This is a genomic window from Hyphomicrobiales bacterium (assembly GCA_017642935.1).
GTDB lineage: Bacteria > Pseudomonadota > Alphaproteobacteria > Rhizobiales > MH13 > MH13.
On record JAEPOK010000001.1, the window covers coordinates 801522 to 826167 of the forward strand.

The following is a 24646-nucleotide window of genomic DNA, read 5'->3' on the forward strand; positions in this document are numbered from 1 at the left end:
AACAGGGTCCGTGCCATGGCAGAGCCAAGACTGATCGAAATCTCACCGGTGACCCGCGTCGAAGGGCACGGCAAGGTGACGATCCATATGGATCGCGACAATAAGGTCGATGAGGCGCGGCTGCACATCGTCGAATTTCGTGGTTTCGAGCGTTTCATTCGTGGTCGGCTCCTCTGGGAGGTGCCGGTCATCGTGCAGCGTTTGTGCGGCATATGCCCGGTCAGCCATCACCTGGCGGCCGCCAAGGCGATGGACCGGATCGTCGGTGTTGATGAACTACCGCCGACAGCCGAGAAGATGCGCCGGCTCATGCACTATGGGCAGGTGATGCAAAGCCATGTGCTGCATTTCTTTCACCTGTCAGCACCTGATTTGCTTTTCGGATTCAGCGCGCCGGCGCAGAAACGCAACATCTTCGAGGTGATCAAAGAAAAACCGGATCTTGCACGGCGTGCCGTCCTCATGCGCAAGTTTGGCCAGGAAATCATTGAGGCGACGGCGGGCAAAAAAATCCACGGGACGGGCGCTATCCCTGGCGGGATCAACCGGAACCTGCCTTTGGAGAAGCGCGATCACTTCCTGGCGCAGATCGACGAAATGGAAGGTTGGACGCAAGAGGCGTTGGCGCTCGCCCGCGACTATACGCTCGATCATGCCGACTTAGTTGGTACCTTCGGCGCTTTTCCATCGAGCCACATGTCGCTGGTGCGAGCTGAGGATGGCGCGTTGGACCTTTATCACGGTGTCCTTCGGGCCATTGATGCCAAGGGCGAGCCACTGATCGATGGGTTGGACTACCGTCAGTACCACACCATCCTCACGGAGGATGTGCGAAGCTGGTCCTACATGAAGTTTCCTTTTCTCAACGTGCTCGGCCCACGAGAGGGATGGTACCGCGTCGGCCCGCTGTCGCGCATGAACACGGCGAGCTTCATCGACACGCCGCTGGCCAATGAAGCCCATCGCGAACTGCGTGCGGTTTCGGATGGATTGCCGAACAACACCACGCTGACAACCCATTGGGCGCGGATGATCGAGGTCCTGCATTGTGTCGAGAAAATCCGCGAACTTCTCAACGATCCCGATCTGCAGGGCACGGATTTGGTGGCCAAAGGCGACCGGCGTCAGGAGGGCGTTGGGGTCATTGAAGCGCCGCGCGGCAACCTCATCCACCACTATCAAGTCGATGAGAATGACCAGGTGACTTATTGCAATCTCATCGTCTCAACGACGCACAACAATGAGGGCATGAACCGGGCGGTGAAGGATGTCGCCGTCAGCCACCTGTCGGGGCACGACACGATCACCGAAGGCATGCTGAACCATATCGAGGTTGCCATCCGCGCCTATGATCCGTGCCTGTCCTGCGCCACACACGCGTTGGGGCAAATGCCACTGCAAGTCGAGCTTGTGGATGCCGATGGTGCGGTCATCGACAAGGCGATGACGCCTGCATGACGCAACGCTCCACGCTTCTCATCGGGTACGGGAACCCAGCGCATGGCGATGATGGCCTTGGTCAGGCTTTTGCCGAACGCATGGCGGAACGTAACCTAGAAGGGTTGACCGTCCGGGCCGACTACCAGATCTCCGCAGACCATGCCTTGGACATGGCGCAACATGATTGCGTCGTCTTTGCCGATGCGCTGCTCAACGGCGATGCACCGTTTGTGTTTGAAGAGATTATCGATCCAAAGCCTGAGGCGCTCGGTAGCCACTCGGTGTCGCCGCCGGCTGCGCTCGCCCTGTGCGCGCTTCTGTTCAACGCGGAACCGCGCACGTTCGTGTTGGGCATCCGTGGTGATCAGTTTGGGGACATCGCCGAGGGCCTCAGTACCGCGGCCATCAGCAATCTGAACCATGCGGAGGCGTTCTTTGCGCGTTGGTACACGTCTATAGGCGAGGGGATGTACTTTGCATCACGCACCGGTTCTTCCGACGTTGGCGTGCCAGATCGTTTGTAGTCTGTTGGCGCGTTGACACAAAGATTTGCCTTCACTTTCGGAGCTTTGCAGTTTGCCCGGCATCGATGGGTGGCTGCAGCTTTGATTGGGCTCACTGTTGTTCTGGCTGCGGTGAGCCTTCCATCGCTGACCTTTGAGGCCGATCTTCAGCGTGGCTTTTCAGCCGGGACAGCAGATGAGCAGGCCTATGGCGCGTTGCTCCGCGAACGCTCAACCCGCTCGCGCCCGGTCATGCTGCTGGTTGAGGCCGACGCGCCGTTCTCGGTGCAGGACCTGGAGCAACTCAATGCGCTGATGCTTGACCTTTCGCTCACGCCCGGGATTGCGCAGGTCATTTCGCCCTTCTCCCTACGCTATCCACCAAGCGATGCTTCCACTCCTGGCGGATTGGTCCTGCGGGCCGCAGATGGACAATCTGGCCTGCGCGCCTTGCTGGATTACACGTCAGGCATCACCGGCTTAAGCCCGATGGTCGCCGGTGATCTGGCGACAATGATCGCGACGATCGTGCCTTCGGCGGGCCTCAGCCTAGGTGACATGCGCGAGGTTCTGGCTGATGTCGAAGCGCTCATCGCGCCATTGGAAGGCGATCGACTGCAAATATCGATCACTGGCGAGGATGCCATCGCCTTTGCTCTGACCGATGCGTTGAGCCAGGATTTGGTGGTTCTCAACGCGGTAGGAAGCCTTGCTGCCTTCCTCATCGCGCTCGTGGCTTTGCGAAGTGTCCGCTGGGCGATCGTTGCTTTTTTGCCTGCGGTGATGGCCGCCTTTACAGCGTTGGCGCTGTTCTCACTTCTTGGATTGCCGATCACGGTGCTCAGCGTGGTTGTGCCCATCCTGGTGCTGGTTTTGGCCCTTGCTGACGGCATGCACTTGGCCACTGCGACCCGCGCCAATTTGAAAACCCAAAACTTGGACGATGCGTTGCGTTCGGCGATCGCACAGGTCGCGCCTGCCAATGCACTAACATCAATTACGACGGCGATCGGCTTTGCCGCCATTGGCGTGTCGTCCTTTGCCAAGCTTGACGAGTTGGCGCTGTCGGGCAGCGTTTCGGTGCTCGCAGCCTATTGGGTCGTGACCGCCGGCGTCGTCACACTTCTCCCGATCGTCCAACTTCGTTTGCTCGGATCATTGAAGCAGCAGCTTCCCAACGAAAAGTCTCGACGACCTCCACACCCGACATTGCCGAGAGCATTGCCGCACCTCGTCTTGCGCAGACCGGTGGTGGTTTTGGTGCTCGGCGCAATCGTTTTTGGGATCAGTGCTGTCGCGTCTTCTCGCGTGGAGGCGTGGTTCCCGCTTTACGCAAACCTGCCCGATGATAGCGATGTGGGCCGAGCCCATCGGCTCATTGAAGAAAGGTTTGGCGGTTATTTGCCCCTTTGGTTTGAGTTTCAAGCAGATAGCCCCGATGAGGCCTGGCCGACGACAGGTGCGATATCGGCAGCCATTGCCGAGGCAGCTCCCCGGCTAACCGTCCTTTCGGAGGTGACGCTGGCGGACTGGCTTGGCGATGCCACTGAACGGCCAGACAATGAGTTTGTTGCGCAACTGCCCAGTGCGCTGGTTGTCGATCTTTACAGCGCGGAGCGTGGCATCCACCGGATCGTCGTTCTGGCGCCCGAGCCCATGCACGACCGCGCCTCTCGGATTGAACATGACGCCATGGTGGAAGCCGCGCGTGCGGCGGGTGCCGAGCACGTTTTTGGATTTCCAGCAGGCCTGCGCACCCAGGGCCTCAGCATTGTCCATCAGCTGGGGCAGAGCCTGTTCGTTGCCTGCATTGTGGCGACTTTGATGGTGGCATTGGCCTATCGAAGCCCGCTGTTGGCGCCCTTGCTGATGCTGCCCAACCTCTTGCCGCTGCTCGTCGCGACAGCGCTCTTGCATGTCTTTCATCAGGGATTTGCCAACCCCACAGCTGTGTTGGCGCTGACGGTCGCCTTTGGCATCGCCATTGATGATTCCATTCACATTCTCAATCGCTATCTGGTGGAGCGATCGACGGGCCTGGATACCGAAAAGGCCCTGACCAACACGATCCAGAGGACCGGAGGTGTCTTGTTGGTGACAACGCTGGTGATATGCGTTGGCACGGCGTCGACATTCTTCAGCAGCTTCCCCAATGTGCGCCTGTTTGGCGTTATGTTGATTACAATCTTTACCTCGGCATTGGTCGCCGATTTGCTGCTGCTGCCGGCACTGATCAAGAAAGGATGGTGGCGATGAGAGCGGCCCAAAAACTTAGCGCCAGGATAGCCCTTGCTTCTGTCGTACTACTGGCGCTGCCAACCACCGGTTGGTCGGATTCCCTGCTTGCGTCGGCGAACGGAGACTGGACTGGCAATGGATCGCTACGCATCAGCCTGGATGGGGCGCTTGAGCCAGCCCGTTGTCGCGTCTCCAACACCTATGATGCTTCGACATCGCAACTCTCTCTGTCCGGCCGGTGTGCAGTACCGGGGCAAACCTGGACAATTGAGGGCATGCTGGTTCCGGATGGAGGCGGCTATAGCGGCCAGTGGCGCGATCCACGCAATGACACGATGGTGCCGCTGACTGGCCAACGTGCGGGGTCGCAGCTCTCTTTTACCTTTGCCGGCGATGATCCGGATACCGGCGAGCGTCTGACGGGTGTTCTCGTTTGGACCTTCCGCCAGAACCAGTTCAGCCTCGAATCTTACGTGCAGACACCGGAACGCCGGGTGGCCGTGGGTGAGCTGGTCTTCGACCGCTAGCAAGCGTGCCTCGTCCGCCTGGGCAACCCGCGCCAAACCACAATGGTGCAAATCCCATTCTTGCAAAAACACTTGCAATGAAAATCTAGGTATGCAAGAAAAATTGCATAAACCTAGAAGGTGGGGTCAATCGGCCAGTTATGTCGATTATCAGCAGTATCACGCAGAGCCAGGAAAGCCTGACGCCGAACGAACGTCGGTTGGTGAAGGCTGTCATGGACAGCCCGACCAGCGCGGCGCTCGGCACTGCAAGTGATCTTGCAAAGGCAACCGGTGTGCACGAGGCGACGGCCTCGCGGCTGGCGCGCAAGCTCGGCTATGCCAGTTATGCGGCGTTTCGTGAGGCGTTGCGCGATGAGTTCATCGCCACACGCGAAACCGCCACGCGGTTTGAAAAGACCATCGAAGAGAACAATTCCGATACGATCCTGGGCAGCTTGGTCCAAGAGGAAATGCAAGCGCTGGGTCGGATGGAAACTTTCATCTCGGCCGACCAGATCAACACGGTTGCCGAGCAGTTGATGGGCGCGCGCCGGATCTTTGTTTACGGGTCTGGCAACGCAGAAATCTTGGCGCTGTTGATGCTCAAGCGCTTCCGCCGTTTCGGCAAGGACGTGCACAAGCTTGATGCGGATTCACGCAGTCTTGCCGAGCAGGCTGTTGGCATGACCGACGGCGATGTGGTTCTGACATTTGTCTTTCGCCGCGCGCCTAAGGGCTACGCCCCGTTGCTGGAGACCGCGCGCGAAGCCGGCGCCACCAACATCGTGATCTCCGGCATCACCGGAACCACGCTCTCCCCCCGACCGGACTACAGTTTGGCAGCCCCCCGGTCCGGCCATCCCGACGCCTTTCAAACGCTCACCGTTCCGATGGCCATTTGTAATGCTGTTGTCATCGCGGCGGGGCTAACTGCGAAAGAGGAATCCCTGCAGAAACTCGAGAAGCTGGGTCAGCTGATCGAGCGGTTTGACTAACCAAACAAAAAACCTATCGGAGGAAAACATGCGAGTTTTGCAAGCAACGTGCTTCGGCGCGATCGGTATCCTATTGTCTTCTGCCGCGATGGCGGATGGGCATCTCGACACGCTGTCTGCTGAAGACCTGCTGCCCATGGCGCAGGAAGAGGGCACAGTGACGGTCTACTCTTTCACCAGCCGCATTGGCCGCGTGGAAGCCGCCTTTGAAGAAGCCTATCCCGGCATTGACCTGCAGGGTTTTGATATCTCCTCGACCGAGCAGATCGCCCGTCTTCGCGCAGAAGCACAGGCAGGCGTGACCAATGCCGATGTCATTTACATCTCCGATACGCCGGTGGTGCTCACCGAGCTTTTGGAAACCGGCATCATTGGGCCTTATGTGCCGCCGCGCGTGGCTGACCGCGTGCCCGCTGAATTCCAGTCGCCGCTGTTGGCGCAGCGCCTTTCCACCAAGGTGCTGATGTACAATGAAGAAGCCAATCCGGACGGTGCGCCGGTTTCCAACCTCTGGGAGTTGACGACGGATGAGTGGACCGGTCGCGTGGTCATGGTCGATCCGCTGCAACGTGGTGACTATCTTGATCTGATGACGGAGATCGTTCTGCAATCCGATGCCATGGCAGCGACCTATGAGGACCTTTTCGGCGAGGCTATCGACCTGGATGGCATGGCGAATGCCGGCGAGAAGTTCATCGCTGATTTGTTTGCCAACGATTTGATCCTGGTGTCGTCCACCGATGATGTGAACGCCGCGGTCGGTCGGCTTGGCCAGGACAATCCGCCGGTGGGTTTCACGAGCTATTCCGATCGCCGTGACAATGAAGACGAAGGGTGGGCGTTGCAGGTGGCAAACGATGTTGCGCCGTCTCCTGGCATCATCTTCCCGGCAATCGTTGCCTTGGCTGCCGAGCCAAACAATCCCGCGGCTGCGCGCCTCGTCATCGATTTTTTGATGGGTGATGAGAGCGAAACCGGTGGCCCCGGTCTCGCGCCGTTCTATGTGGCTGGCGACTATGTGACCCGCACCGATATCCCACCGCATCCCGATGCTGTGCCGCTGGAAGACTTCAATGCTTGGCGCATCCAGCCGGCTGAGACCGCCACGATCCGCGCGGATGTTGGCGACCTGGTGTTGACCCTACAATAAGCCTTCCTCGCAAGATGACCGGTCGGGGATCCAACGCTCCGGCCGGTCCATGCTACGCTTTCCACGCCGAACATAAGAAGACGAGACCAGCTATGGCCGATGCCGCCATGAGCGGACCGGGACGACGCGTCTATTTTCGCCAGGGCACCGTGCTCAAAGTCACGGTTCTGGCCATCCTGATCGCGCTCATCGTGCTGCCTTTGTTGCGCACGGTCCTGTTCACGCTCCAGCCTGAAACGATCACCGCCTGGTCTGATGTTCTAACCGGACGGCTTTCGGAGAACCTCTTCTACAAGCCGCTGACCAACACGCTGATAATCGGTGTCGTGGTCTCCAGCGCCTGTGTCCTGATTGGTGGGTTCCTGGCGTGGCTGGTCGTGATGACCAATGTGCCGTTCCGCAAAACTATTGGCGTTATGGCAACGCTGCCCTTTATGATCCCGTCATTTGCAGCGGCTTTGGCCTGGGGCTCGCTGTTCCGCAATGACCGCGTCGGCGGTCAGGTTGGCTGGCTGCAGGGCTTGGGTCTCGACATTCCCAACTGGCTTTCCTGGGGGATGGGGCCGACACTCATCGTCTTGACGCTGCATTATTTCTCGCTCGCCTTCACCATTATCGCCGCCTCGTTGGCGACCGTGAACTCCGATCTTGTGGAGGCCGCGCAGATCGCGGGCGCCAAAGGCGGCAAGATTCTGATGGGCATTATTCTGCCCGTGACCACACCAGCTTTGGTCGCGGCGGGATCGCTCTGTTTTGCCGGGGCCGTTTCCAACTTTGCGACGCCAGCGCTGCTTGGCCTGCCTGTTCGTATGCAGACGCTCTCCACCCGCCTGTTCGGGATGATCGAAGTGGGGCAAGTGAGCCGCGGCTATGTCATTGGCATTCTCCTGGTGTTGATCTCCGGGGCGTTTCTCTGGGCCGGTAACCGCATCGTGTCGGGCCGCCGCTCTTACGCCACCATCACTGGCAAGGGCGGTCGCGCCAAACGGTTCGATCTGCGCGCCAGCCGCTGGCCGCTTTTCGCCGTGGCTTTCGTGATCCTGATGGCTGCCACGGTTGTGCCGGTGATTGTGCTGATCGCCTCCAGCTTCGCGCCGTCCTCGGCCGACCTTTTTGCCAACTGGACGCTGCATTACTGGATTGGCGAGTCGAGCCCTGATTTCGCGCAGGGCATTCCTGGCATCATCCACAACAACGACATTGTGCGGGCCTTGCTTGTGACATTAGCTCTGGGGTGTGCCGTCGCCGTGACCGGCATGTGCGTTGGATTGCTGACTTCTTACACCGTGGCGCGGTATCGTGAGGGGTTGATGTCGGCAGCGATCACGCAGATCAGCTTCTTGCCCTTGCTCGTGCCTGGCATTGCGTTTGGCGCGGCCTACATTGCCTATCTCGGTGCGCCCATCGGCCCGTTCCCGGCGCTTTATGGCACGTTCGCGCTGCTGGTGATCGCGGGCACGGCCTATCTGTTGCCCTTCTCGGTTCAGACGGGCCGCGCTGTTATCCAACAAGTCGGCGGCGAGTTGGAAGAAAGCGCACGCATCACCGGTGCCAGCTTCTTCCGGAGACTTGCCTCGATCACCGTTCCCTTGGCGGTGCGCGGTCTGGCAGCGGGCGGCATTCTGGTGTTCGTGAAGATCATCCGCGATCTCTCGCTGGTGGTGCTTCTCTTCACGCCGACGATGCCGGTGCTATCGGTCGTCGCCTATCGCTACGCATCGGAAGGCTTTGCGCAGTTCGCTAACGCGATCACGGTCATCATTTTGATGATCTCTATCGCCGCGACACTGATCGCCAATGCCTTGCAAACCAAATCCCAGCCCTGGCTGAAAAATTAGAGGGCACACGCATGCTTGAGATCAAAAACATCACGAAGCGTTTTGGCGACGTTGAAGCCGTCAAAGACGTGTCGATCACAGTGCCGGACGGTTCGTTTTTGGTGCTGCTTGGCCCATCAGGCTGTGGCAAGACCACACTGCTGCGTATGCTGGCAGGATTGGAGCACCCGAGCGAAGGTCAATTGATCTTTGCCGGGCAGACCGTGTCAGACGGAGACAAGAACTGGACGGTGGACCCTGCCAAGCGCAATTCCGGCCTGGTTTTCCAGTCTTACGCGCTGTGGCCTCACATGTCGGTGCGCGGCAATGTGGAATGGCCGCTGAAGGTGGGCCAGATGAGCAAGGCTGAGCGCACCGCGCGGGTTGATGAGGTGCTGGAGCTGCTCGACATCCACCAGCTTGCCGAGCGCTACCCCAATGAGATTTCTGGGGGCCAGCAGCAGCGCGTGGCCATCGCGCGCACGATTGCCCCCAAGCCCGGTGTGCTGCTCTTTGATGAGCCATTGTCGAACCTGGATGCCAAACTGCGTGTTGAAATGCGCACCGAGCTGATGCGCTTGCACAGGGCAACAGGCGCGACCACCGTTTATGTGACGCATGATCAGATCGAAGCGATGACCATGGCGACCCATGTTGCCGTGATGAACCATGGCCGGCTGCAGCAGTTCGGGACACCCAATGATCTCTTGGAGAACCCCGCGACATCCTTCGTGGCGACCTTTGTCGGTACGCCGCCAAACAATATGATCCCGGTCGTGAAAAACGGCTCTGGCTACAAGGTCGGTCCCAAGCACATGCCATATGAGCCACCAAAGGGTTCGCCGGAGGCGCTCGCGATGTTCCGGGCTGAAGCCCTGCATGTTCGCAGCGAGGAAAACACCACGAGCCTGCCGATGGAACTGGTGGAGATGAGCGCCATTGCCGGGCGCACCATGGTGACGGCACTGCGCGATGGCTTACGGCTCACCGCCATTGTCGATGATGCGCCTAAGGCCGAGATCGGCGAAACGGTGTATATGGAGCTGCCGCCAGAACCCGCCTGTTGGTTCGGCCAGAATGGCCAGAGGTTGCATTGATGCGGCTGCTTCTGGTCCGCCACGGACAGTCAGAGTGGAACGCATCGCACCGTCTTCAAGGGCAGGCTGACATCAGCCTCTCCGATCATGGTCGTCATCAGGCTGACACGCTGCGGCCAGTGATTGAGGCAGCGAAACCCTGTCGGGCGATCTCCTCCGACCTTGCGCGAGTGCGTGAAACGGCTGAGCGGATTGGCGCGCAGAACCCGCGTTTCTCCGCCCGCCTGCGGGAGATCGATGTGGGGGATTGGACGGGTCGCTCTATCGAAGACATCCAGGCCGACGATCCAGACGGGTATTTGGGCTGGCGCGCCGGCACACAGACACCGCCAGGCGGCGAAAGCTGGGACGTCTTCGCGACACGGGTCTCCAATGTCATTGAAGCTGAAGAAGAGGACCCTTGCGAAAATCTGCTGGTTGTCTGCCATGGCGGGGTGATCCGCGCGATCCTGCAGCGCTTTCTTGGGCTGCAGCCGGCCAACATCATCCCGGTTGGGCCCGCGAGCCTGACGGCCATGCGCCTTGCCAATGGAACCGGAAAGCCCGCCCGGCTGGAGCTCTTCAATTACCGACCCGACACGCTGGAGTTCGAAGCGCCGGACTGATGGTGACGCCCTTAACCAGCTCTCTCAACCCTCTCGCCAGTCATGCATGGCAGCCTGTGAGAAAGCCTTCTACCGAGTGTGCATCACCGACTTTTTGGTTGATTGCGGCGCTTCTCATCACGGCATTTTTGGTCGATGGTGTTCAGATCGTCCCTTGAGCGTTGGGACTTGAAAAGCGCTCAATCCCAAAGGGCCTGCCTTGCTTTACGACAAACGCCATCCCGACTTCGGTGCTGTGCTTCAACCCAATGCCGAGCTCAAGCAGTTGGCGACTGGCTTTGAGTTCGTCGAGGGACCGGCCTGGCATCCAGACGAGCAGCATCTCACCTTCAGCGATATCGCCGGTAACAAGATGTACCGGTGGGCCTATGGAGCCGAGGCGCCAAGCGTGTTTCGCACGCCGAGCAACAAGGCCAACGGCAATACCTATGATGCCGATGGGAGGTTGTTAACTTGCGAACACGCAACAAGCCGCGTTGTGCGGATGGAATTGGACGGCCGGGTCGATGTACTCGTCAGCCACCATGGTGAGAAAGAACTGAACAGCCCGAACGACATCATCGTCACTCGTGACGGAACGATCTGGTTCACTGATCCGCTGCCGGGTAGGAAACCGTTTTTTGGTGTGCCACGTGACCAGGAGCTTGATTTTCAAGGTGTCTGGCGATTGCGACCCGGCGAAGAAATTGCCGAGCCCATGCTGACAGACTTCACGCTGCCTAACGGTCTCTGTACCGATCCCGACGAGAGGGTTCTTTATGTCAACGATACGTCAGCCGGCCACATCCGGCGGTTCGCGTTGGCCAGTGATGGGTCGCTGACCGGCGGCGAGGTTTTTGCGCGCTTGGAAGGCGAGGGTGAAGGTGTGCCAGATGGCATGAAGACCGATCTGGATGGCCGCGTCTGGTGCACAGGCCCTGGCGGCGTTCATGTGTTTGCCATCGATGGGACGCCACTTGGCGTGATCAGGGTACCTGAGAAGACCGCCAACTTCACCTGGATAGGACCAGAACGGAGGACGCTTGTGACGACATCATTCACATCGCTTTACACGCTACCCGTAGCGGTCACCGGCCACCATCTATTCTGACAGCCAGCGCGCGAAGATCATTTCTTCATCATGCTCTACCGGCATGGCTGCGACGCGTTCGACGGCGCTAGGCTTCCAATGCTGCACATCTTTGGGTCGCCTTCGGAACAGGGAGAGGTTGCAGACGCCATCGTTTACATGGCAAGCCCGCGTGCGAGCTACGTCACCAGCGAATGTCTGTTCCTCGATGGTGGCAGGCTGCAACTGAACTTCAACGTGCCTGTCGATGATGCGGCCCTTACACCGCACGACGATGAGAGCCGATCTTAGATCGCCCAACTGGAGATTTTATCAATGCTACACGGCCACCATTTGATTGCGGGTTCTTGGACGGATTCTGAAGAGACGTTTGAGAACATGCCGGTGTCGGGCGGGGCGGATCGGTTTGCGGTTGGCACGCCGGAGCTGGTGGGCCGGGCGGTTGAGGCGGCTGAGGAGGCGTTCGCGTCCTACAGTGCATTGAGCCGTGGTGAGCGGGCTGCGTTCCTGCGCACGATTGCCTTTGAGATCGACGCGCGTGGTGATGCGATTACCGCGATGGTCGTGAAGGAGACGGGCCTGCCGGAAGCCCGATTGGTGGGCGAGCGTGGCCGCACAGTCGGTCAGCTGCGGCTGTTCGCCGATCATATCGAACAGGGCGATTACCTTGATCGCCGCCATGATGAAGCGCTGCCTGATCGTCAGCCTTTGCCGCGGCCCGATCTGCGCCTGATGCAGGTGCCGACCGGCCCGGTGGCGGTGTTTGGGGCGTCGAACTTTCCGCTTGCCTTCTCTGTAGCTGGTGGGGACACGGCCTCGGCGCTGGCGGCCGGATGCCCGGTGGTGGTGAAGGGCCATTCCGCACATCCAGGCACCGGTGAGATCGTCGCTCAGGCCATCGAGGCTGCCATCAAGGCCAGCAATCTCCATCCTGGTGTGTTCTCACTGATCCAGGGCGGCAATCGCTCGGTGGGTGAAGCACTGGTGCAGCATCCGCTCATTCGTGCTGTCGGCTTCACCGGCTCGCTAGGTGGGGGAAGGGCGCTGTTCAATCTCTGCGCGGCCCGTCCCGATCCGATCCCGTTCTTCGGTGAGCTGGGCTCGGTGAACCCGATGTTCGTACTGCCGAGCGCCATCGCAAATCGCACCGAGCAGATCGCATCTGGCTGGGCAGGATCGCTCACCATGGGGGCAGGGCAGTTCTGCACCAATCCAGGAATTGCCATTCTGCTCGATGGTCCGGATGCCGATGCCTTCATCGCCGCCACCCGCGCCGCGTTGGAACCGCTGCAAGCGCAGACCATGCTCACCGATGGGATGGCGCAGGCCTATGTCGAGGGTCGCGACGCCATCGCCAAAGCCGATGGTGTCACCGAGATCCTCTCCAAGAGCTGCCCGGGCCGGCAGGCGAGCGCCGATCTTTATGTGGTCTCAGGGGATGATTGGCTGGCCAACCATGCGCTGGCCGAGGAAGTGTTCGGTCCGCTGGGCCTTATTGTCCGAGCCAAGGACAGCGAGCAGATGATCGCCATCGCCACGGCGCTCAAGGGCCAACTGACCGCAACGCTGCACATGGATGATGCCGATAGCGATCTTGCCCAAGCCCTGATGCCGATCCTCACCCGCAAGGCCGGGCGTATCCTCGCCAACGGCTACCCGACCGGCGTCGAAGTCGCTGATGCGATGGTCCATGGCGGGCCGTACCCAGCCTCGACCAATTTCGGCGCCACCTCTGTGGGCACGCTCTCCATCCGTCGGTGGCTGCGACCTATCTGCTTCCAGGCCATGCCGACGAACTTGCTGCCAAGCGATCTGAGGTAGGGGACGCGTTTTGCGCAGCGCCAATCGGGGAAACACTAGTCCCTAAGGGCGCTGCGATGCGGCCATTGCCTCGTCCAACAGGGGATCGTTGGTCTCGCGCATGATCGCGATCATACGGGCGTGCAGTTCGGCCGATGTATCTCGGGCTTCCGGCTTGGCTGCAAGATTGCGGGTCTCAAAGGGGTCGCTGGCAAGATCGAAAAGCTCCGGCTCGTCGCCCATATGCCAGATGTACTTTTTCAGCCTGTGTTCGATCATGCGCCATGGCTGCGTTCCCATCCATTCGCCAAGCGGGCGATGGAGCGCAAAAAGCGCGCGATCGGATAGATCGACAGAGTCACCCGCCAGTACATCGCTCATATCGCGTCCACGCCAATCGTCATGAGCTGGTAAGTCGCATAGTCCGGAAAGCGTCGGGGCGATGTCGATGAGGCTGAAAGACGTATCGCTGCGGACGTTCTTTGCCACCTTGCCGGGCAGGCGAAAGATCATAGGCACGCGGATCGATTCCTCATACGCCACCATCTTGTGCCAGAGCCCGTGGGCGCCGAGGTTTTCTCCATGGTCGGACAGGAAAATAATGATCGTGTCCTCCATCACGCCTTCGGCTTCCAGCGCAGAGAGCACGCGCCCCAGCTGGTCGTCGATCAGCGAGGTGAAACCCCAGTAGACGGCGTAGCTTTTTCGCCAAGCCGCGAAATCCTCGCCGTGATCGAGAAAGAGCTGTCGATAATAGCTGGTGCGGTTGACCTCCGGCTCTCCAGGCTGGGGCCCGAAGTTCGCCGGTTTTTCGACCTGTCTCGGATCATACATCGAAAAATAGGGTTCCGGGATCATGAAGGGCGGATGCGGCCCATTGAACGAGCAGACCTGAAAGAAGGGGCGAGACCGGTCGCGCGTGCGCAAATGATCGATGGCGATGTCGGCGATGTACGCATCGTTAGTGGTCTCCGGCGGCATCTCCAGCGGCAGTGCGATCGGCGTCGACATGGACGGCGTGCGGTGCGTTCGCACCCTTGGATCATTGAACGTCCAGCCATCGACCAATCCCTGGTCTACGCACCAGGCGGAATAGTCGGCTGTGCTGTCGCCGCCGTCGCGGTCGGTGAAGCGGCCGATATTATCGTGGCCGAGATGCCATTTGCCGGCATAGCTGACTTGGTAACCGCCATCGCGAAACGTATCGAGAAGCTGGCAGGCCTCAAGAGAACTTGTGGCGTTGTCGAGCATGTCGTTTTCATGCGGATAAAGCCCGGTGAAAACCGCCGCACGCGACGGCAGGCAGAGCGGGCAAGGCGTCATGGCGCGTTCAAAACTTGTGCCTTCGCGCGCCAACCAGTCCATGTTGGGCGTCCGGCAGGGCGTTTGCCCGCGATAGCCTAGCGTATCGGGACGCTGCTGATCGGACATGATGAGCAGCACGTTGGGTCGCTTATCGGCCATCGTGACCTTCCTCTATGAATTCGGGGATATTGCGGCGTGCTGCGCCACGAATGCGGGATACCTCTTCGGCGGTGGCGCCCTCATAGGGCCAAAGGAGTCGAGGCGAGATGTCGGTCCAGCCACCAGCCGCTGCCATCGCCTTATCACAAGCAAAGCCTGGCAGTCCGCGCGCGAGCAGCGGTGCGATGGCGTCATCGAGGAAGCGTCCGACGCGAACCTCGAGCGAGGCTGCGTTCGCGGGTGGCATGTATTTCCAGGCAACAGCGGCCTTGGGCGAAAGGCAGGCCATGTTGGAGTAGCTGCCGTGCGCACCCTGTGCTGTGCCAGACGCATAATGGTGGCCGGGTATGAACACCGAGAGGCGGTCGAACACCGGCGCCATAGCCTGATACCAGTCAGCCTCGCCACCACCGCATTTCAGGCCAACCAGCGCTGGGTGTGCCATCGCTAAAGACAGCAAGTCGTCAGGCGATAGAACGGTCTTAGCGTGGGGCGGGTTGTAAAGGACGAGCGGGAGGCCAGTTGCCAGGTGCACGGCCCGTTCCAAAAACCTATGGGCCGTCGGCAGATCAATCGCCGTCCAATCGGGCAGGGTGACCTGAATAGCGTCAGGCTTGAGCTCAGCCGCGATGGCGATACGCGTCAGGCTTCCCGGTGCCAGGGCATGTGCTGCGCTGATCTGGAACGGAAGTCCGTGGGCTCGCGCGGATGAGGCCAGGCGCTCCGACATCGCCTGAAAGTCGGCATCGCTTTGCGAATGAAACTCTGATGCCGTTCCGCCGGTGTAAACGCCGTCACACTTGGCGGCGGCGTAGGCGGCCACCTGATCGTCAATCGCGCCGAGATCCACATGACCGCTTGCATCGACACGACACAGGACCGTTGCCCAGACACCATGGATGGAAGATGTGTCTGAGCGTGTCTGCATCTGCTAGTTCGGCTGTGGCGCGTCTTTGCGCGTCAAAAGATGGGTGCGCATCGCCTCGGCGGCTGCCGGCGCGTTGCTGTCGCGTACGGCTTCAAAGATCGCTTCATGCTGGGCGATGACGCGTGCATGGATGCTTTCGATGCCTGGACCGTGCTCTGGATTGTAGAGACCCCATTCAATGAGCGCGCCGTGCAGCGCCTTAGCGACGGAGTTTTGCTGGGTGGCCATCACGCAATGGTGGAAGGCCTGGTCGGCATCGCGAAAAGCTTTGGCCTGTCCCTTGGCAGCGCGGCAGGCATCGAGCGCTTCTTGCAGAGCTTCGATATCGTCTTGGTCGTGGGTGCGCGCGGCCTCCATGGCCGCAAAGGTTTCAAGCATCACGCGCAAATCGTAAAACTCGGACCGGCGGGAGGAATCGGCGAGCATCGCCTGCACCATGTCGCCGATCGCCTCCATGGCGCCGCGTGGTGTCGGCTCAAGCACGATAGGGGCGACGCCGCGTTTCAGCCGGACAAAACCTTTGCGTTCGAGCATCAGCAGAGCTTCTTTCACCGAGGGACGGCCGACATTGAACATTTCCATCAGCGTGCGCTCGGAGGGCAATTTGCTGCCAGGAGCGTATTCGCCCTTTCGGATGGCATTGAGGATCGCCTCCTCAATTTGCTCGCTCAACCGCATGCGTCCCAGTGTCGTGTCCATCGTGCATCCTCATTCAGGCCAATGCTGCAGACTGTCTGCGAGCCTGTGATAGGCCTGAACCGGGGACAAGGTCCATTGCCGTATCGAGTATGGCGCGTTGCTGCGATGTCAGTGGCTGAAAAGGTGGTCGGCAGGCGCCCATGGCGATGCCGGTCTGCTCAAGCATGTATTTGAGAGCCGGCAGCACACCGACCTGGACCAGAGCGTCGATCAGTGTGTTCGACTGGGCCTGAAGGGCGCGGGCCTCATCCATGTCGCCGTTCTTGAGGGCCTCGGCAAACGCCAGAATGCGGTTTGCCTGCACATTGTAGGTTGAGCCTATGCCGCCATCTGCGCCGGTTGCGAGTCCCGACAACAACGTTTCATCAAAGCCGTGCAGAAGTGTCGCGTGCGGCTGGCGCCGGCGCAGCTGCTCGAACGCATAAAGGTCTGCGCAGGTGTTTTTGACGCCAACGACTTGGGGGATTTCGAGCAGGCGGGCAAGCTCGTCCACAGACCAACGCACGCCGGAAAGCGCGGGAAAGTTGTAGATCAGAAATGGCAGGTCGGTTTGCGTTGCCAACCAACGGTAATGCGCTTCGACCTCGGCAATTGAATACTGATAGTAGAAGGGCGGAACGGCCGAAATCGCGTGGTATCCAGCCTTTGCCGCCACCTTGGCAAGGTGGGCTGAAACCGTGGGGTTAGGATCGCCAACCTGCGCAATCATCACGCCCTTGCCGGCACTTGCTTCGACCGAAAGACGCAAAAGCTGTTCTCGTTCGTCAATCGTCATCAGAAACGCTTCGCCGGTGCTGCCGCCGACGTAGAGACCGGTCAGGCCGTCGGCCAAGTTCCGCTCCACCAAGTCGCCCAAGGGTGTGGGGGCAAGCGCGGTCCCATCGCTGGTGAATGGCGTGGGCAGAGCAGCGAAAAAGCCAGTCAGGTTTGTCATCATGCTTCCCGTGTCGAAGACGTGTTCAAGAAATGCCACGCCAATCAAAGTGGCATGCTATGTTGACAGTATGCTAGGATGATACCTAAGATACGTCAACAATAACGTCCAGTTTGCGCTTCAATGGGAGGAAGACATGACACTGAAGAAGACCGTAACGGCTTTGGCAGCTCTATCGATTGGGTTGGCAGCGACGTCAGCGCTTGCACAGGAGCTGCGGTTCTCAACCACCGGCAGCGGTTCTGACCCGGATGTGGTCGCGATGAACGTGTGGGAAGAGTATATCGAGGCCAATTCCGACCTTGAGGTGGAAGTGTTCGACAGCGCGTCGCTGGTCGAACAAGGGCGCCAGGGACAGGCGTTGGCGCGTGGAACCGTGGATGCCGCCTACATGTCGCCAGCTTGGTTCTCAGAAGCTGCCCCGCAATGGGAGATCTTTGCCACGCCTTATTTGCTAAGCGGCCCAGGGCATATTTGCGCGGTGCGGCAGAGCGACATCTGGGATCAGATGGTCGCGGATTTGCGCGAGTCGATGGACATCGTCGTTCTCGATGCGGCCTATCAGGGCACGCGCACGCTCAACCTTCGTGAGCAGATGGATGTGATGACGCCGGAAGATCTGGCCGGTCTTTCGCTTCGCGTTGTGCCGTCGCCGTCCAACATTTTGATGGGTGAAGGTATGGGCGCTGAGCCAACGCCGGTTCCGTTCTCTGAGCTTTACCTTGCCCTTCAGACGGGCACGGTCGATGCGCAGGAAAACCCACTGACCCTGATTTATTCGCGCCGCTTTTATGAGGTGACCGAGCAGATCGTCACGACCAACCACAAGGCGCTGATCCAATTTCCGACTTTCTCGGCACGCTCCTGGGCCAATTTGTCTGAAGAACAGCAACAAGTTGTTGCTGACGGGGCAGCTGTGGCCATGGAATCCTACTCCAACAGCGTGGTCGAACAGGAAGCCTCGCTGCGCGAAGCGCTGGAGGCCGAGGGAATCGTGTTCACCGATCCCGACCGCGATGCGTTCCGCACCGCCGTTCAGCAGCGGTTCCTGGAGAGTGAGCTTGCTGAAGCTTGGGAAGAGGGCATGTTCGAGCGGATCGCGAACCTGGAGATTCCAGCGTCCTGCCAATAGGCTGGGTTTAGACCCAGCTCGACCGGCGCCGTTGTTGACGGCGCCGGTTTCCCGCACGCGCCTCTCCCCTCGGCCCGTGGTTTGTTCCTATGGCAATTGCATTGAAAGACCTGCCTCGTGTCGCTGGACTCTGATGATCAAGATCGCAACAAGACTGGTCGCGTTCCAAGTGCGGGGTCTGAGCGAACCGGTCGCGTGGCGCACGTCCATCGGGTTTTTGTGCGGGTGGCAACAGCTCTTTCGGCGGCGATGTTCGCCGCGCTTTTCCTTACTTTCGTCGCCCAAATTGTCTGGCGCTACGTCCTCAACAATCCTTTGGTGTGGACGTTGGAGGTGGCGGGCCTGTTGTTCGTGACGGTCAGCCTCTTCACAGCCGCGACGCAAATGCGGTTTCGTGACCATGTCGCGCTCGATCTGTTGGTCGAAGCCGTGCCAAATGGCCTCGGTCGGCTCCTTCGAGCCCTTTCGTTGATCATCTTCGGCGTGGTCATGCTCTTATCGGTGCCTGACACGGTACGCGTCCTTGAGTGGATGTATGGCGAGCGCACATTCGCGTTGCGATTGAACCTCGGCCACCTGTTCGTGCTGATGATCGCGTTCGTTGTTATCTATGCCCTGCGCGCGTTCTGGGAGGCGTGGGGGCATCTGCGGGGCATCAAAGGGCGCGACGCCCCATGATGCTCGATCCTCTGCATTGGGCCGCGCTGTTCTTTGGCCTTCAGATCGTACTGGGCTTGCCTGTGGGCATGGTGCTGATCTCCACCGTGGTCGTGTGGGCACTGGCTGCGGGCGCAGACACCAGCGTGATGGCTGAACGGGTCATCTTCGCCTCGGTCGAAAACATCATCGTTATCGCTATCCCGCTGTTCATCTTCACCGCCAAGGTGATGGATCATGGTGGTATTTCAAAACGGTTGCTCGACTTCTGTCTGGCTTTGGTGGGACACCGACCGGGTGGTCTGGCGCAGGTCAACATCGTCTCCTCGATCATCTTTTCCGGCATGAGTGGCGATGCCACGTCCGATGCGTCGGGCATCGGCCAGGTACTGATCAAGATGATGCGTGAGGAGGGGCGCTACCCGCCGGCCTATGCGGCTGCGGTGACGGTGGCATCGTCGTCGATCGGGCCGATCATTCCGCCGTCCATTCCGATGCTGGTCTATGCCTTCTTTGCCGAGGTCTCGATTGGCGCTTTGTTTTTGGCTGGCATCATTCCCGGGCTCATTATGGGGCTGGCGATGATGGTGCTCGTTGCTGTCCAATCCCGTCGCCGTGGCTTTCCGGTTGAGCCGCGCCTGACGAGTGCTGCCATGCTGGCGGCAACGCTTGCCGCTATTGGCCCGTTGCTCATGCCGGTCATCCTTCTTGGCGGCATCTACTCAGGCGTGTTTACGCCGACAGAGGCAGCGGCGGCGGCTGGCTCCTATGCCGTTCTCCTATCGGTTTTTCTTTATCGCCAATCGTCCTGGGGTGCTCTTTACAGCGCCCTGGTTGAAAGCGCGCGTCAGTCCGGCATGGTGTTCCTGCTGATCGGCGGCGGATTCGCACTGAACTACGTGTTCACCGTGGAGCGGGTTACCGACCAGATCACGGACTTCATCCTGGCGCTTGAGATCACGCAGCTGCAGCTTTTGTTCGTGGTGCATGGCGCCTTCATTGTCATGGGCATGTTCTTGACCAAAGCACCGATGATGTACGTGGTCGTGCCGGCCTTGCTGCCAGGATTGGCCGCCGCCGGCATCGATCTGGTCCATTTCGGCGTGCTGATCGTCCTCAACATGATGATCTCGATGATCACGCCGCCAATGGGCCTGATGGTTTTCATTGTTGGTGGGTTGGCGAAGATTCCGATCGGGCCGATTTTTCGTGAAAGCGTGCCCTTTATGATCACACTCTACGTCGTCATGATCCTGATCACGGTGTTCCCGCAATTTGTGCTCTGGCTTCCGGGCATGGCGGGGTAGGTAAGATGGCAATCCGCAACGTTCTGTTGATTGGCGTGGACCAAATGCGCAGCGATGTCGCTGGTCCAGGGAAGACGGTCCCGGCGGTGACGCCTGCGCTGGATAAGCTCTACGCGCAAAGCGCGAATTTCGCCCGTGCCTATGCGTCCTGTCCGCTTTGTTCGCCGGCCCGAGCTTCGATGTTCACCGGCGACTACGCCTTCCGCCACGGGATGGGCACCAATTGCGACATGTATCATAGCTTGGCGACGGAACTGCCCGATCCGTCACGCTTGCTGCACCGCGTTTTCCAAGATGCCGGGTATCGGACGGGGTTTGTCGGCAAATGGCATGTCGGCACAACCAAAGGTCCGGCCAGCTTTGGCTTTGAGGGAATGGATCTGGCTGGCTATGGCAATGTCGCCATGTCGCCGGAATTCTTGTCCTACTTGGCGGACAACGCTCTTTCTTATTCGGTGGAGCCGACTGTTTTTCTCAATCCCGATCGACAAACCATGCTGGCCGGCAATTGGAACGGGCCTGCAGCCTCAACCCCATCCTATTACTTGACCGAACGGACCATCGATCTGCTGTCCGGCTACGCGGACGCCGACGCTCCGTTCTTTGCCACCGTTCAATATTGGGATCCCCACCAACCTCATCTCGTGGCCGATGAATTTCGCGGGATCACAGACCGAGCCGCGATCTCGGCTTGGCCGAATTTCGCTGATGATCTCAACGGCAAGCCAAGGCGCGTTGGCCGCGAGCGGGATGACTTCTATCGATTGCACACTCGATCCGAAGACGAGCTAATCGCCTATATCGGGCACTATTGCGATCATATGGCGATGTTGGACGCGCAGATCGGTCGGCTTCTGAGCTGGCTCGATGATAGCGGTCTCGCGGATGAAACGTTGGTTGTGTTCACCTCCGATCATGGCGACATGACCGGCGCCCATGGCGGCCTGATCGACAAAGGGCTGCTCTACGAAGAAGCGATCAAAATCCCGCTTCTCTTTCGTCATCGAAGCCTCGCGCCCGGCGAGCGTAATCAACTCGCCATGAACATGGACATTCTGCCGACGGCGCTCGATTTACTCGACCTCGATTTACCACCTAGGCACGGGATGAGCCTTGCGCCGCAGCTCGAGGATCCAGAGGTGAGTGGACGCAACCAGATGCTGGTCGAATATCACGGGCTGCGCTTCCTTTATTCGCAGCGCGCTTTGCTTTTTCAGGATGGCTGGAAGTTCATCTTCACGCCCGGCGATGATGATGAACTGTATAATCTCAACAGCGATCCGGGCGAGATGAACAATCTGGCTGGCGACGCCGCAACAGCCGATGTTCTCGCAAGGTGCAGGGATAGCATGATTGCCGCGACGGCACGTTTGGACGATCCATTGCGAGACTGTGTGGCCAAGTTCAACGGGCATTGGAACACGGGTTCTGGCCAATTTGATGCGACCCGGCTGTGAGCTCGATCGACCTGACTGATATGGCAATCTCTACCTGTGATGGAACAAGGATCAGTTTGCAGGTCCCTTGACAGATCGCGTGTGGTGCGAGCCAATTGGCGTGGGCCGACGATAGTGTTTGTTTGAGCTGGGCTGCCTTATGGCGAAAAAACCGATCTTCATTTCTCCCGACGCAGAGGACAACACTGGAGCCAATAAGGAAGGCAGCGATCCAGCGCCAACGCGGCTCTATCGCGACCCTGCCGAGACGACGCCACCCGACTTGCCGTCCCGTGTGGGCGATGCCACGCGCATTATTGCCTCAGAGCCGGCGAGCCCGGCTGGCGCAGGTGATCGGGTTGGTGATGCCACGCGTTTGGTTGAAACGGTTCCACCAGCACCAGAGGTGACGCGTGTTTTGGCCGTAGAGCCCGCACCGGAAGCCAATGAACCCCTGGAATACGCCCAGCCTGCGAACCCAGTCGTTGGTTGGCTCGTTGTCGTCGATGGGCCGGGGCGTGGAAAAGACCTGTCTTTTGCCGTCGGCATGAACGCCATCGGTCGCGGTGGTGACAATGACGTGGTTGTCGATTTCGGCGACGCCGAGATTGTGAGCAATGCACACGCCTACATCGTCTATGACGAAGAGGGGCGGTCTTATCATGCAACACATGCCGGGCAGAACAGCGTTGTGCGACTCAACGATGAACCCCTCCTGGAGGCCAAGGAAGTGCAAAGCGGCGACCAACTGCGTCTGGGAAGAACCACGTTGCGTTTGGTGACGCTGTGCGGTCCCGATTTTGACTGGTCGGGCGACTGAGCACCGCGACCGTGACGGCCATCCCCACCGAGTTCGACGTTGCCAGCGCCATTTGGAAGGGCATGCGCCCCTACCAAGAGGACAGTCTGTCGACTGATTTTCATGCCGGTTCACCGAACGGCTTTGCCATTGTCGCCGATGGTATGGGTGGTCACGCAGCCGGTGATGTGGCGTCGAACTTGGCGACCATTCACGGGTCCGGCGAACTGAAACTTGCCATGCAGCAGCTTGAAGGCAAGGCCGATGGCCTGCCCGAGGCATTGGGTGCTGCCATTGAAAAGGCCAATGGCGCGATTGCCGAGCGGGTTGGCGCTGACAGCCGGGTTGCCGGTATGGGCACCACTCTGTTGGCGCTCGCAATCAACGAGAACAAACTGTTTTGGGGCTCAGTTGGCGACAGCCCTTTGTATTTGGTCCGCGACGGCACCCTACGTCAGTTGAACCAGGACCACTCGATGGCACCGGTGATTGCCGCCATGGTGGAACGCGGCGAGATCACGCCTGATCAGGCCAAGCAGCACCCGGATCGCAATGCGCTGACGTCTGTTTTGATGGGCGAGCGGATCGAGAAACAAGACGTGCCGGAAACAGCGTTTGAGGTCATGCCGAAAGATGTGCTGATCGCAGCAAGTGACGGTCTGCAATTCCTGCCCGAAGAGCGAGTTTTGGAGCTGGTGACGGCCGCGCTGCCGGCGTCCAGTTCAACGCTTTGCGATAAACTGATGGGCGCATTGAAGGAACTCGACGATCCGCACCAGGATAATTGCGCGATCGTAGTCGTTCAGATGCGCGCTGAAGCGGCAGAGGAGGCTGATGTTGTTGCAGATGAACCTGCTCCACCGGCTCGCGCCGACATTTCCCAAACGCGGATCGTGCCCGATCAGCCAGACGCCGAAGCTCAGTCCGATGATGCCGTCCCACTGGTGCAGGATGCACACGAAACAGTGACGGAAGAACCACCGCAACCGGCGCCTGAACGCAAAGCGCCGTCAGAGTCCGCTGGCAGTTCGGTGATGAATTCCGGCGTCCTATTTTTGGTTGTCGGTCTTGCCGCCGTAGCGGCAGTCGCCTTGCTTCTTCGCTAACTTTGATAGGCGCGGGAACTTGGCTTTGAAGAAACAATTTGCATAGGTGTCGCTGTCGGGGCGGCGAATTGCTGGGGGAGCAGAATGGGCAAGGCGCAAATATCGATATGGCAGGCCGCTTCCGGCGCGGTTTTGCTTTCCGCCTTGGAAATGCGATTGCCGGTTGTTCTCGGCCGACATGGGCCGAGCGACGCAGGCCGGCTGACCGATGCCGACGGCAAGGAAGTGTTGTTTGGCGCCGGGCTTGCAACACTATCGCGACATCACATGGACATCACCGTTTCTGACACCGGCGGCGCCTGCGTCATTGACCGCTCGAGCAACGGCGTTCAGCGCAAGATGCCTGGCGAACCCAACAGCCTGCTCGGTAAAGACGGCGTGGACAAATTACCGGTGGGCAGCCAGCGGCAATATGAGACGGTTGGGTTGGTCATCGAGATCAATCTGCCACATGCCTCGCGGCCATTGGAAGCCGGCGCCACCGGCGAGAAGATCTATGCCGTCTATGACAGCGCCAGCGCCGGTCGACCCAAGGCGATTGATCTGACGGACGGTTATCTCTGTCTTATTCGCGATGCCAGTTCCGTGCGTATGGAACGACAGCCAGGGGCGTCGGCGGCAGAGGTTTTGCAGGGCGTGAAGGAAGCCCGCCAAGTCTGTCTGGCTGTGATCGGCGGCGATGATGACGGGCGGACCATCGTCATACCGGGGCAAAACAGAAGCGTGATCTGCAACCGCCGATCGCTGCCGGAAAACACGCCCTTTGCCTTGGCGCACATGGACACGCTTGAAGTAGGCGGGATGGATTTGCGCATCATGGAGGAGGGCGGCGAGCAGCCGATTGTGTGCGTCAATCCCGATTGCCGGCAGATGAACGCCTACGAGGTCGGCGGCAACTGCCGCTATTGCGGCACCCGCCTCGGCGATGGCCGCACCCAGAAATTGCCGCTCGGAGCCTGAC

The 24646-nt window shown here is 59.6% G+C and carries 23 protein-coding genes; 19 read left to right on the forward strand and 4 right to left on the reverse strand.

Annotated elements, in window-relative coordinates:
* Positions 1 to 15 precede the first annotated feature (15 nt).
* From JJ917_03790 to JJ917_03845, 12 genes are all read left to right on the forward strand, one after another.
* On the forward strand, positions 16 to 1458 hold the full coding sequence (locus tag JJ917_03790; GenBank protein MBO6697933.1) for a Ni/Fe hydrogenase subunit alpha: 1443 nt from the start codon (positions 16 to 18) through the stop codon (positions 1456 to 1458).
* Positions 1455 to 1964 carry a hydrogenase maturation protease gene (locus tag JJ917_03795; protein MBO6697934.1) on the forward strand — a complete coding sequence of 170 codons (510 nt, stop codon included), beginning with the start codon at positions 1455 to 1457 and terminating at the stop codon, positions 1962 to 1964. Before JJ917_03790 ends, JJ917_03795 begins: the two co-directional genes overlap by 4 nt.
* A 69-nt stretch (positions 1965 to 2033) precedes the next feature.
* The gene (locus JJ917_03800) at positions 2034 to 4199 is read left to right on the forward strand and encodes an MMPL family transporter (protein ID MBO6697935.1); all 2166 of its coding nucleotides are present in this window, start codon (positions 2034 to 2036) and stop codon (positions 4197 to 4199) included.
* The gene (locus JJ917_03805) at positions 4196 to 4708 is read left to right on the forward strand and encodes a hypothetical protein (GenBank protein ID MBO6697936.1); all 513 of its coding nucleotides are present in this window, start codon (positions 4196 to 4198) and stop codon (positions 4706 to 4708) included. The genes JJ917_03800 and JJ917_03805 overlap by 4 nt, the downstream gene beginning before the upstream one ends.
* Before the next feature lie 140 nt (positions 4709 to 4848).
* Complete coding sequence (locus JJ917_03810; protein MBO6697937.1) at positions 4849 to 5685, forward strand: MurR/RpiR family transcriptional regulator; 837 nt, start codon at positions 4849 to 4851, stop codon at positions 5683 to 5685.
* Positions 5686 to 5713: 28 nt separating this feature from the next.
* On the forward strand, positions 5714 to 6835 hold the full coding sequence (locus JJ917_03815; protein MBO6697938.1) for an ABC transporter substrate-binding protein: 1122 nt from the start codon (positions 5714 to 5716) through the stop codon (positions 6833 to 6835).
* Positions 6836 to 6927: 92 nt separating this feature from the next.
* Positions 6928 to 8673: an iron ABC transporter permease gene (locus JJ917_03820; protein MBO6697939.1), complete on the forward strand. Its 1746-nt coding sequence runs from the start codon at positions 6928 to 6930 to the stop codon at positions 8671 to 8673.
* 11 nt (positions 8674 to 8684) lie between these two features.
* Positions 8685 to 9749, forward strand: coding sequence for an ABC transporter ATP-binding protein (locus JJ917_03825; protein ID MBO6697940.1), 1065 nt, complete (start codon positions 8685 to 8687; stop codon positions 9747 to 9749).
* Positions 9746 to 10354: a histidine phosphatase family protein gene (locus tag JJ917_03830; GenBank protein ID MBO6697941.1), complete on the forward strand. Its 609-nt coding sequence runs from the start codon at positions 9746 to 9748 to the stop codon at positions 10352 to 10354. The genes JJ917_03825 and JJ917_03830 overlap by 4 nt, the downstream gene beginning before the upstream one ends.
* 199 nt (positions 10355 to 10553) lie before the next feature.
* Positions 10554 to 11444: an SMP-30/gluconolactonase/LRE family protein gene (locus tag JJ917_03835; protein ID MBO6697942.1), complete on the forward strand. Its 891-nt coding sequence runs from the start codon at positions 10554 to 10556 to the stop codon at positions 11442 to 11444.
* Positions 11445 to 11522: 78 nt separating this feature from the next.
* Positions 11523 to 11714: a hypothetical protein gene (locus JJ917_03840; protein MBO6697943.1), complete on the forward strand. Its 192-nt coding sequence runs from the start codon at positions 11523 to 11525 to the stop codon at positions 11712 to 11714.
* A gap of 24 nt (positions 11715 to 11738) precedes the next feature.
* Positions 11739 to 13244: an aldehyde dehydrogenase (NADP(+)) gene (locus JJ917_03845; GenBank protein MBO6697944.1), complete on the forward strand. Its 1506-nt coding sequence runs from the start codon at positions 11739 to 11741 to the stop codon at positions 13242 to 13244.
* Between the two features lie 42 nt (positions 13245 to 13286).
* Here JJ917_03845 and JJ917_03850 read toward each other — a convergent pair whose 3' ends face one another.
* The 4 genes from JJ917_03850 to JJ917_03865 are packed head-to-tail and all read right to left on the reverse strand — an operon-like array spanning position 13287 to position 17248.
* Positions 13287 to 14687: a sulfatase-like hydrolase/transferase gene (locus JJ917_03850; protein MBO6697945.1), complete on the reverse strand. Its 1401-nt coding sequence runs from the start codon at positions 14685 to 14687 to the stop codon at positions 13287 to 13289.
* A complete protein-coding gene (locus JJ917_03855) occupies positions 14677 to 15615 on the reverse strand; it encodes a dihydrodipicolinate synthase family protein (GenBank protein ID MBO6697946.1) in 939 nt (312 codons plus the stop codon). The genes JJ917_03850 and JJ917_03855 overlap by 11 nt, the downstream gene beginning before the upstream one ends.
* Positions 15616 to 15618: 3 nt before the next feature.
* The gene (locus JJ917_03860; protein MBO6697947.1) at positions 15619 to 16314 is read right to left on the reverse strand and encodes a GntR family transcriptional regulator; all 696 of its coding nucleotides are present in this window, start codon (positions 16312 to 16314) and stop codon (positions 15619 to 15621) included.
* 13 nt (positions 16315 to 16327) lie between these two features.
* The gene (locus tag JJ917_03865) at positions 16328 to 17248 is read right to left on the reverse strand and encodes an N-acetylneuraminate lyase (GenBank protein MBO6697948.1); all 921 of its coding nucleotides are present in this window, start codon (positions 17246 to 17248) and stop codon (positions 16328 to 16330) included.
* Between the two features lie 136 nt (positions 17249 to 17384).
* On the opposite strand from JJ917_03865, the gene dctP reads away from it, so the two are divergent.
* The 7 genes from dctP (at position 17385) to JJ917_03900 (ending at position 24645) form a co-directional block, all read left to right on the forward strand.
* The gene (dctP, locus tag JJ917_03870) at positions 17385 to 18380 is read left to right on the forward strand and encodes a TRAP transporter substrate-binding protein DctP (protein MBO6697949.1); all 996 of its coding nucleotides are present in this window, start codon (positions 17385 to 17387) and stop codon (positions 18378 to 18380) included.
* Positions 18381 to 18497: 117 nt separating this feature from the next.
* Positions 18498 to 19058, forward strand: a complete 561-nt coding sequence (locus JJ917_03875; GenBank protein ID MBO6697950.1) for a TRAP transporter small permease — start codon at positions 18498 to 18500, stop codon at positions 19056 to 19058.
* On the forward strand, positions 19055 to 20344 hold the full coding sequence (locus JJ917_03880; GenBank protein MBO6697951.1) for a TRAP transporter large permease: 1290 nt from the start codon (positions 19055 to 19057) through the stop codon (positions 20342 to 20344). Before JJ917_03875 ends, JJ917_03880 begins: the two co-directional genes overlap by 4 nt.
* Before the next feature lie 5 nt (positions 20345 to 20349).
* The gene (locus tag JJ917_03885; GenBank protein ID MBO6697952.1) at positions 20350 to 21801 is read left to right on the forward strand and encodes a sulfatase-like hydrolase/transferase; all 1452 of its coding nucleotides are present in this window, start codon (positions 20350 to 20352) and stop codon (positions 21799 to 21801) included.
* A gap of 139 nt (positions 21802 to 21940) precedes the next feature.
* Positions 21941 to 22600, forward strand: a complete 660-nt coding sequence (locus JJ917_03890) for an FHA domain-containing protein (GenBank protein ID MBO6697953.1) — start codon at positions 21941 to 21943, stop codon at positions 22598 to 22600.
* Positions 22601 to 22611: 11 nt separating this feature from the next.
* Positions 22612 to 23685 carry a serine/threonine-protein phosphatase gene (locus tag JJ917_03895; protein ID MBO6697954.1) on the forward strand — a complete coding sequence of 358 codons (1074 nt, stop codon included), beginning with the start codon at positions 22612 to 22614 and terminating at the stop codon, positions 23683 to 23685.
* A gap of 84 nt (positions 23686 to 23769) precedes the next feature.
* On the forward strand, positions 23770 to 24645 hold the full coding sequence (locus JJ917_03900; protein MBO6697955.1) for a hypothetical protein: 876 nt from the start codon (positions 23770 to 23772) through the stop codon (positions 24643 to 24645).
* Position 24646 lies beyond the last annotated feature (1 nt).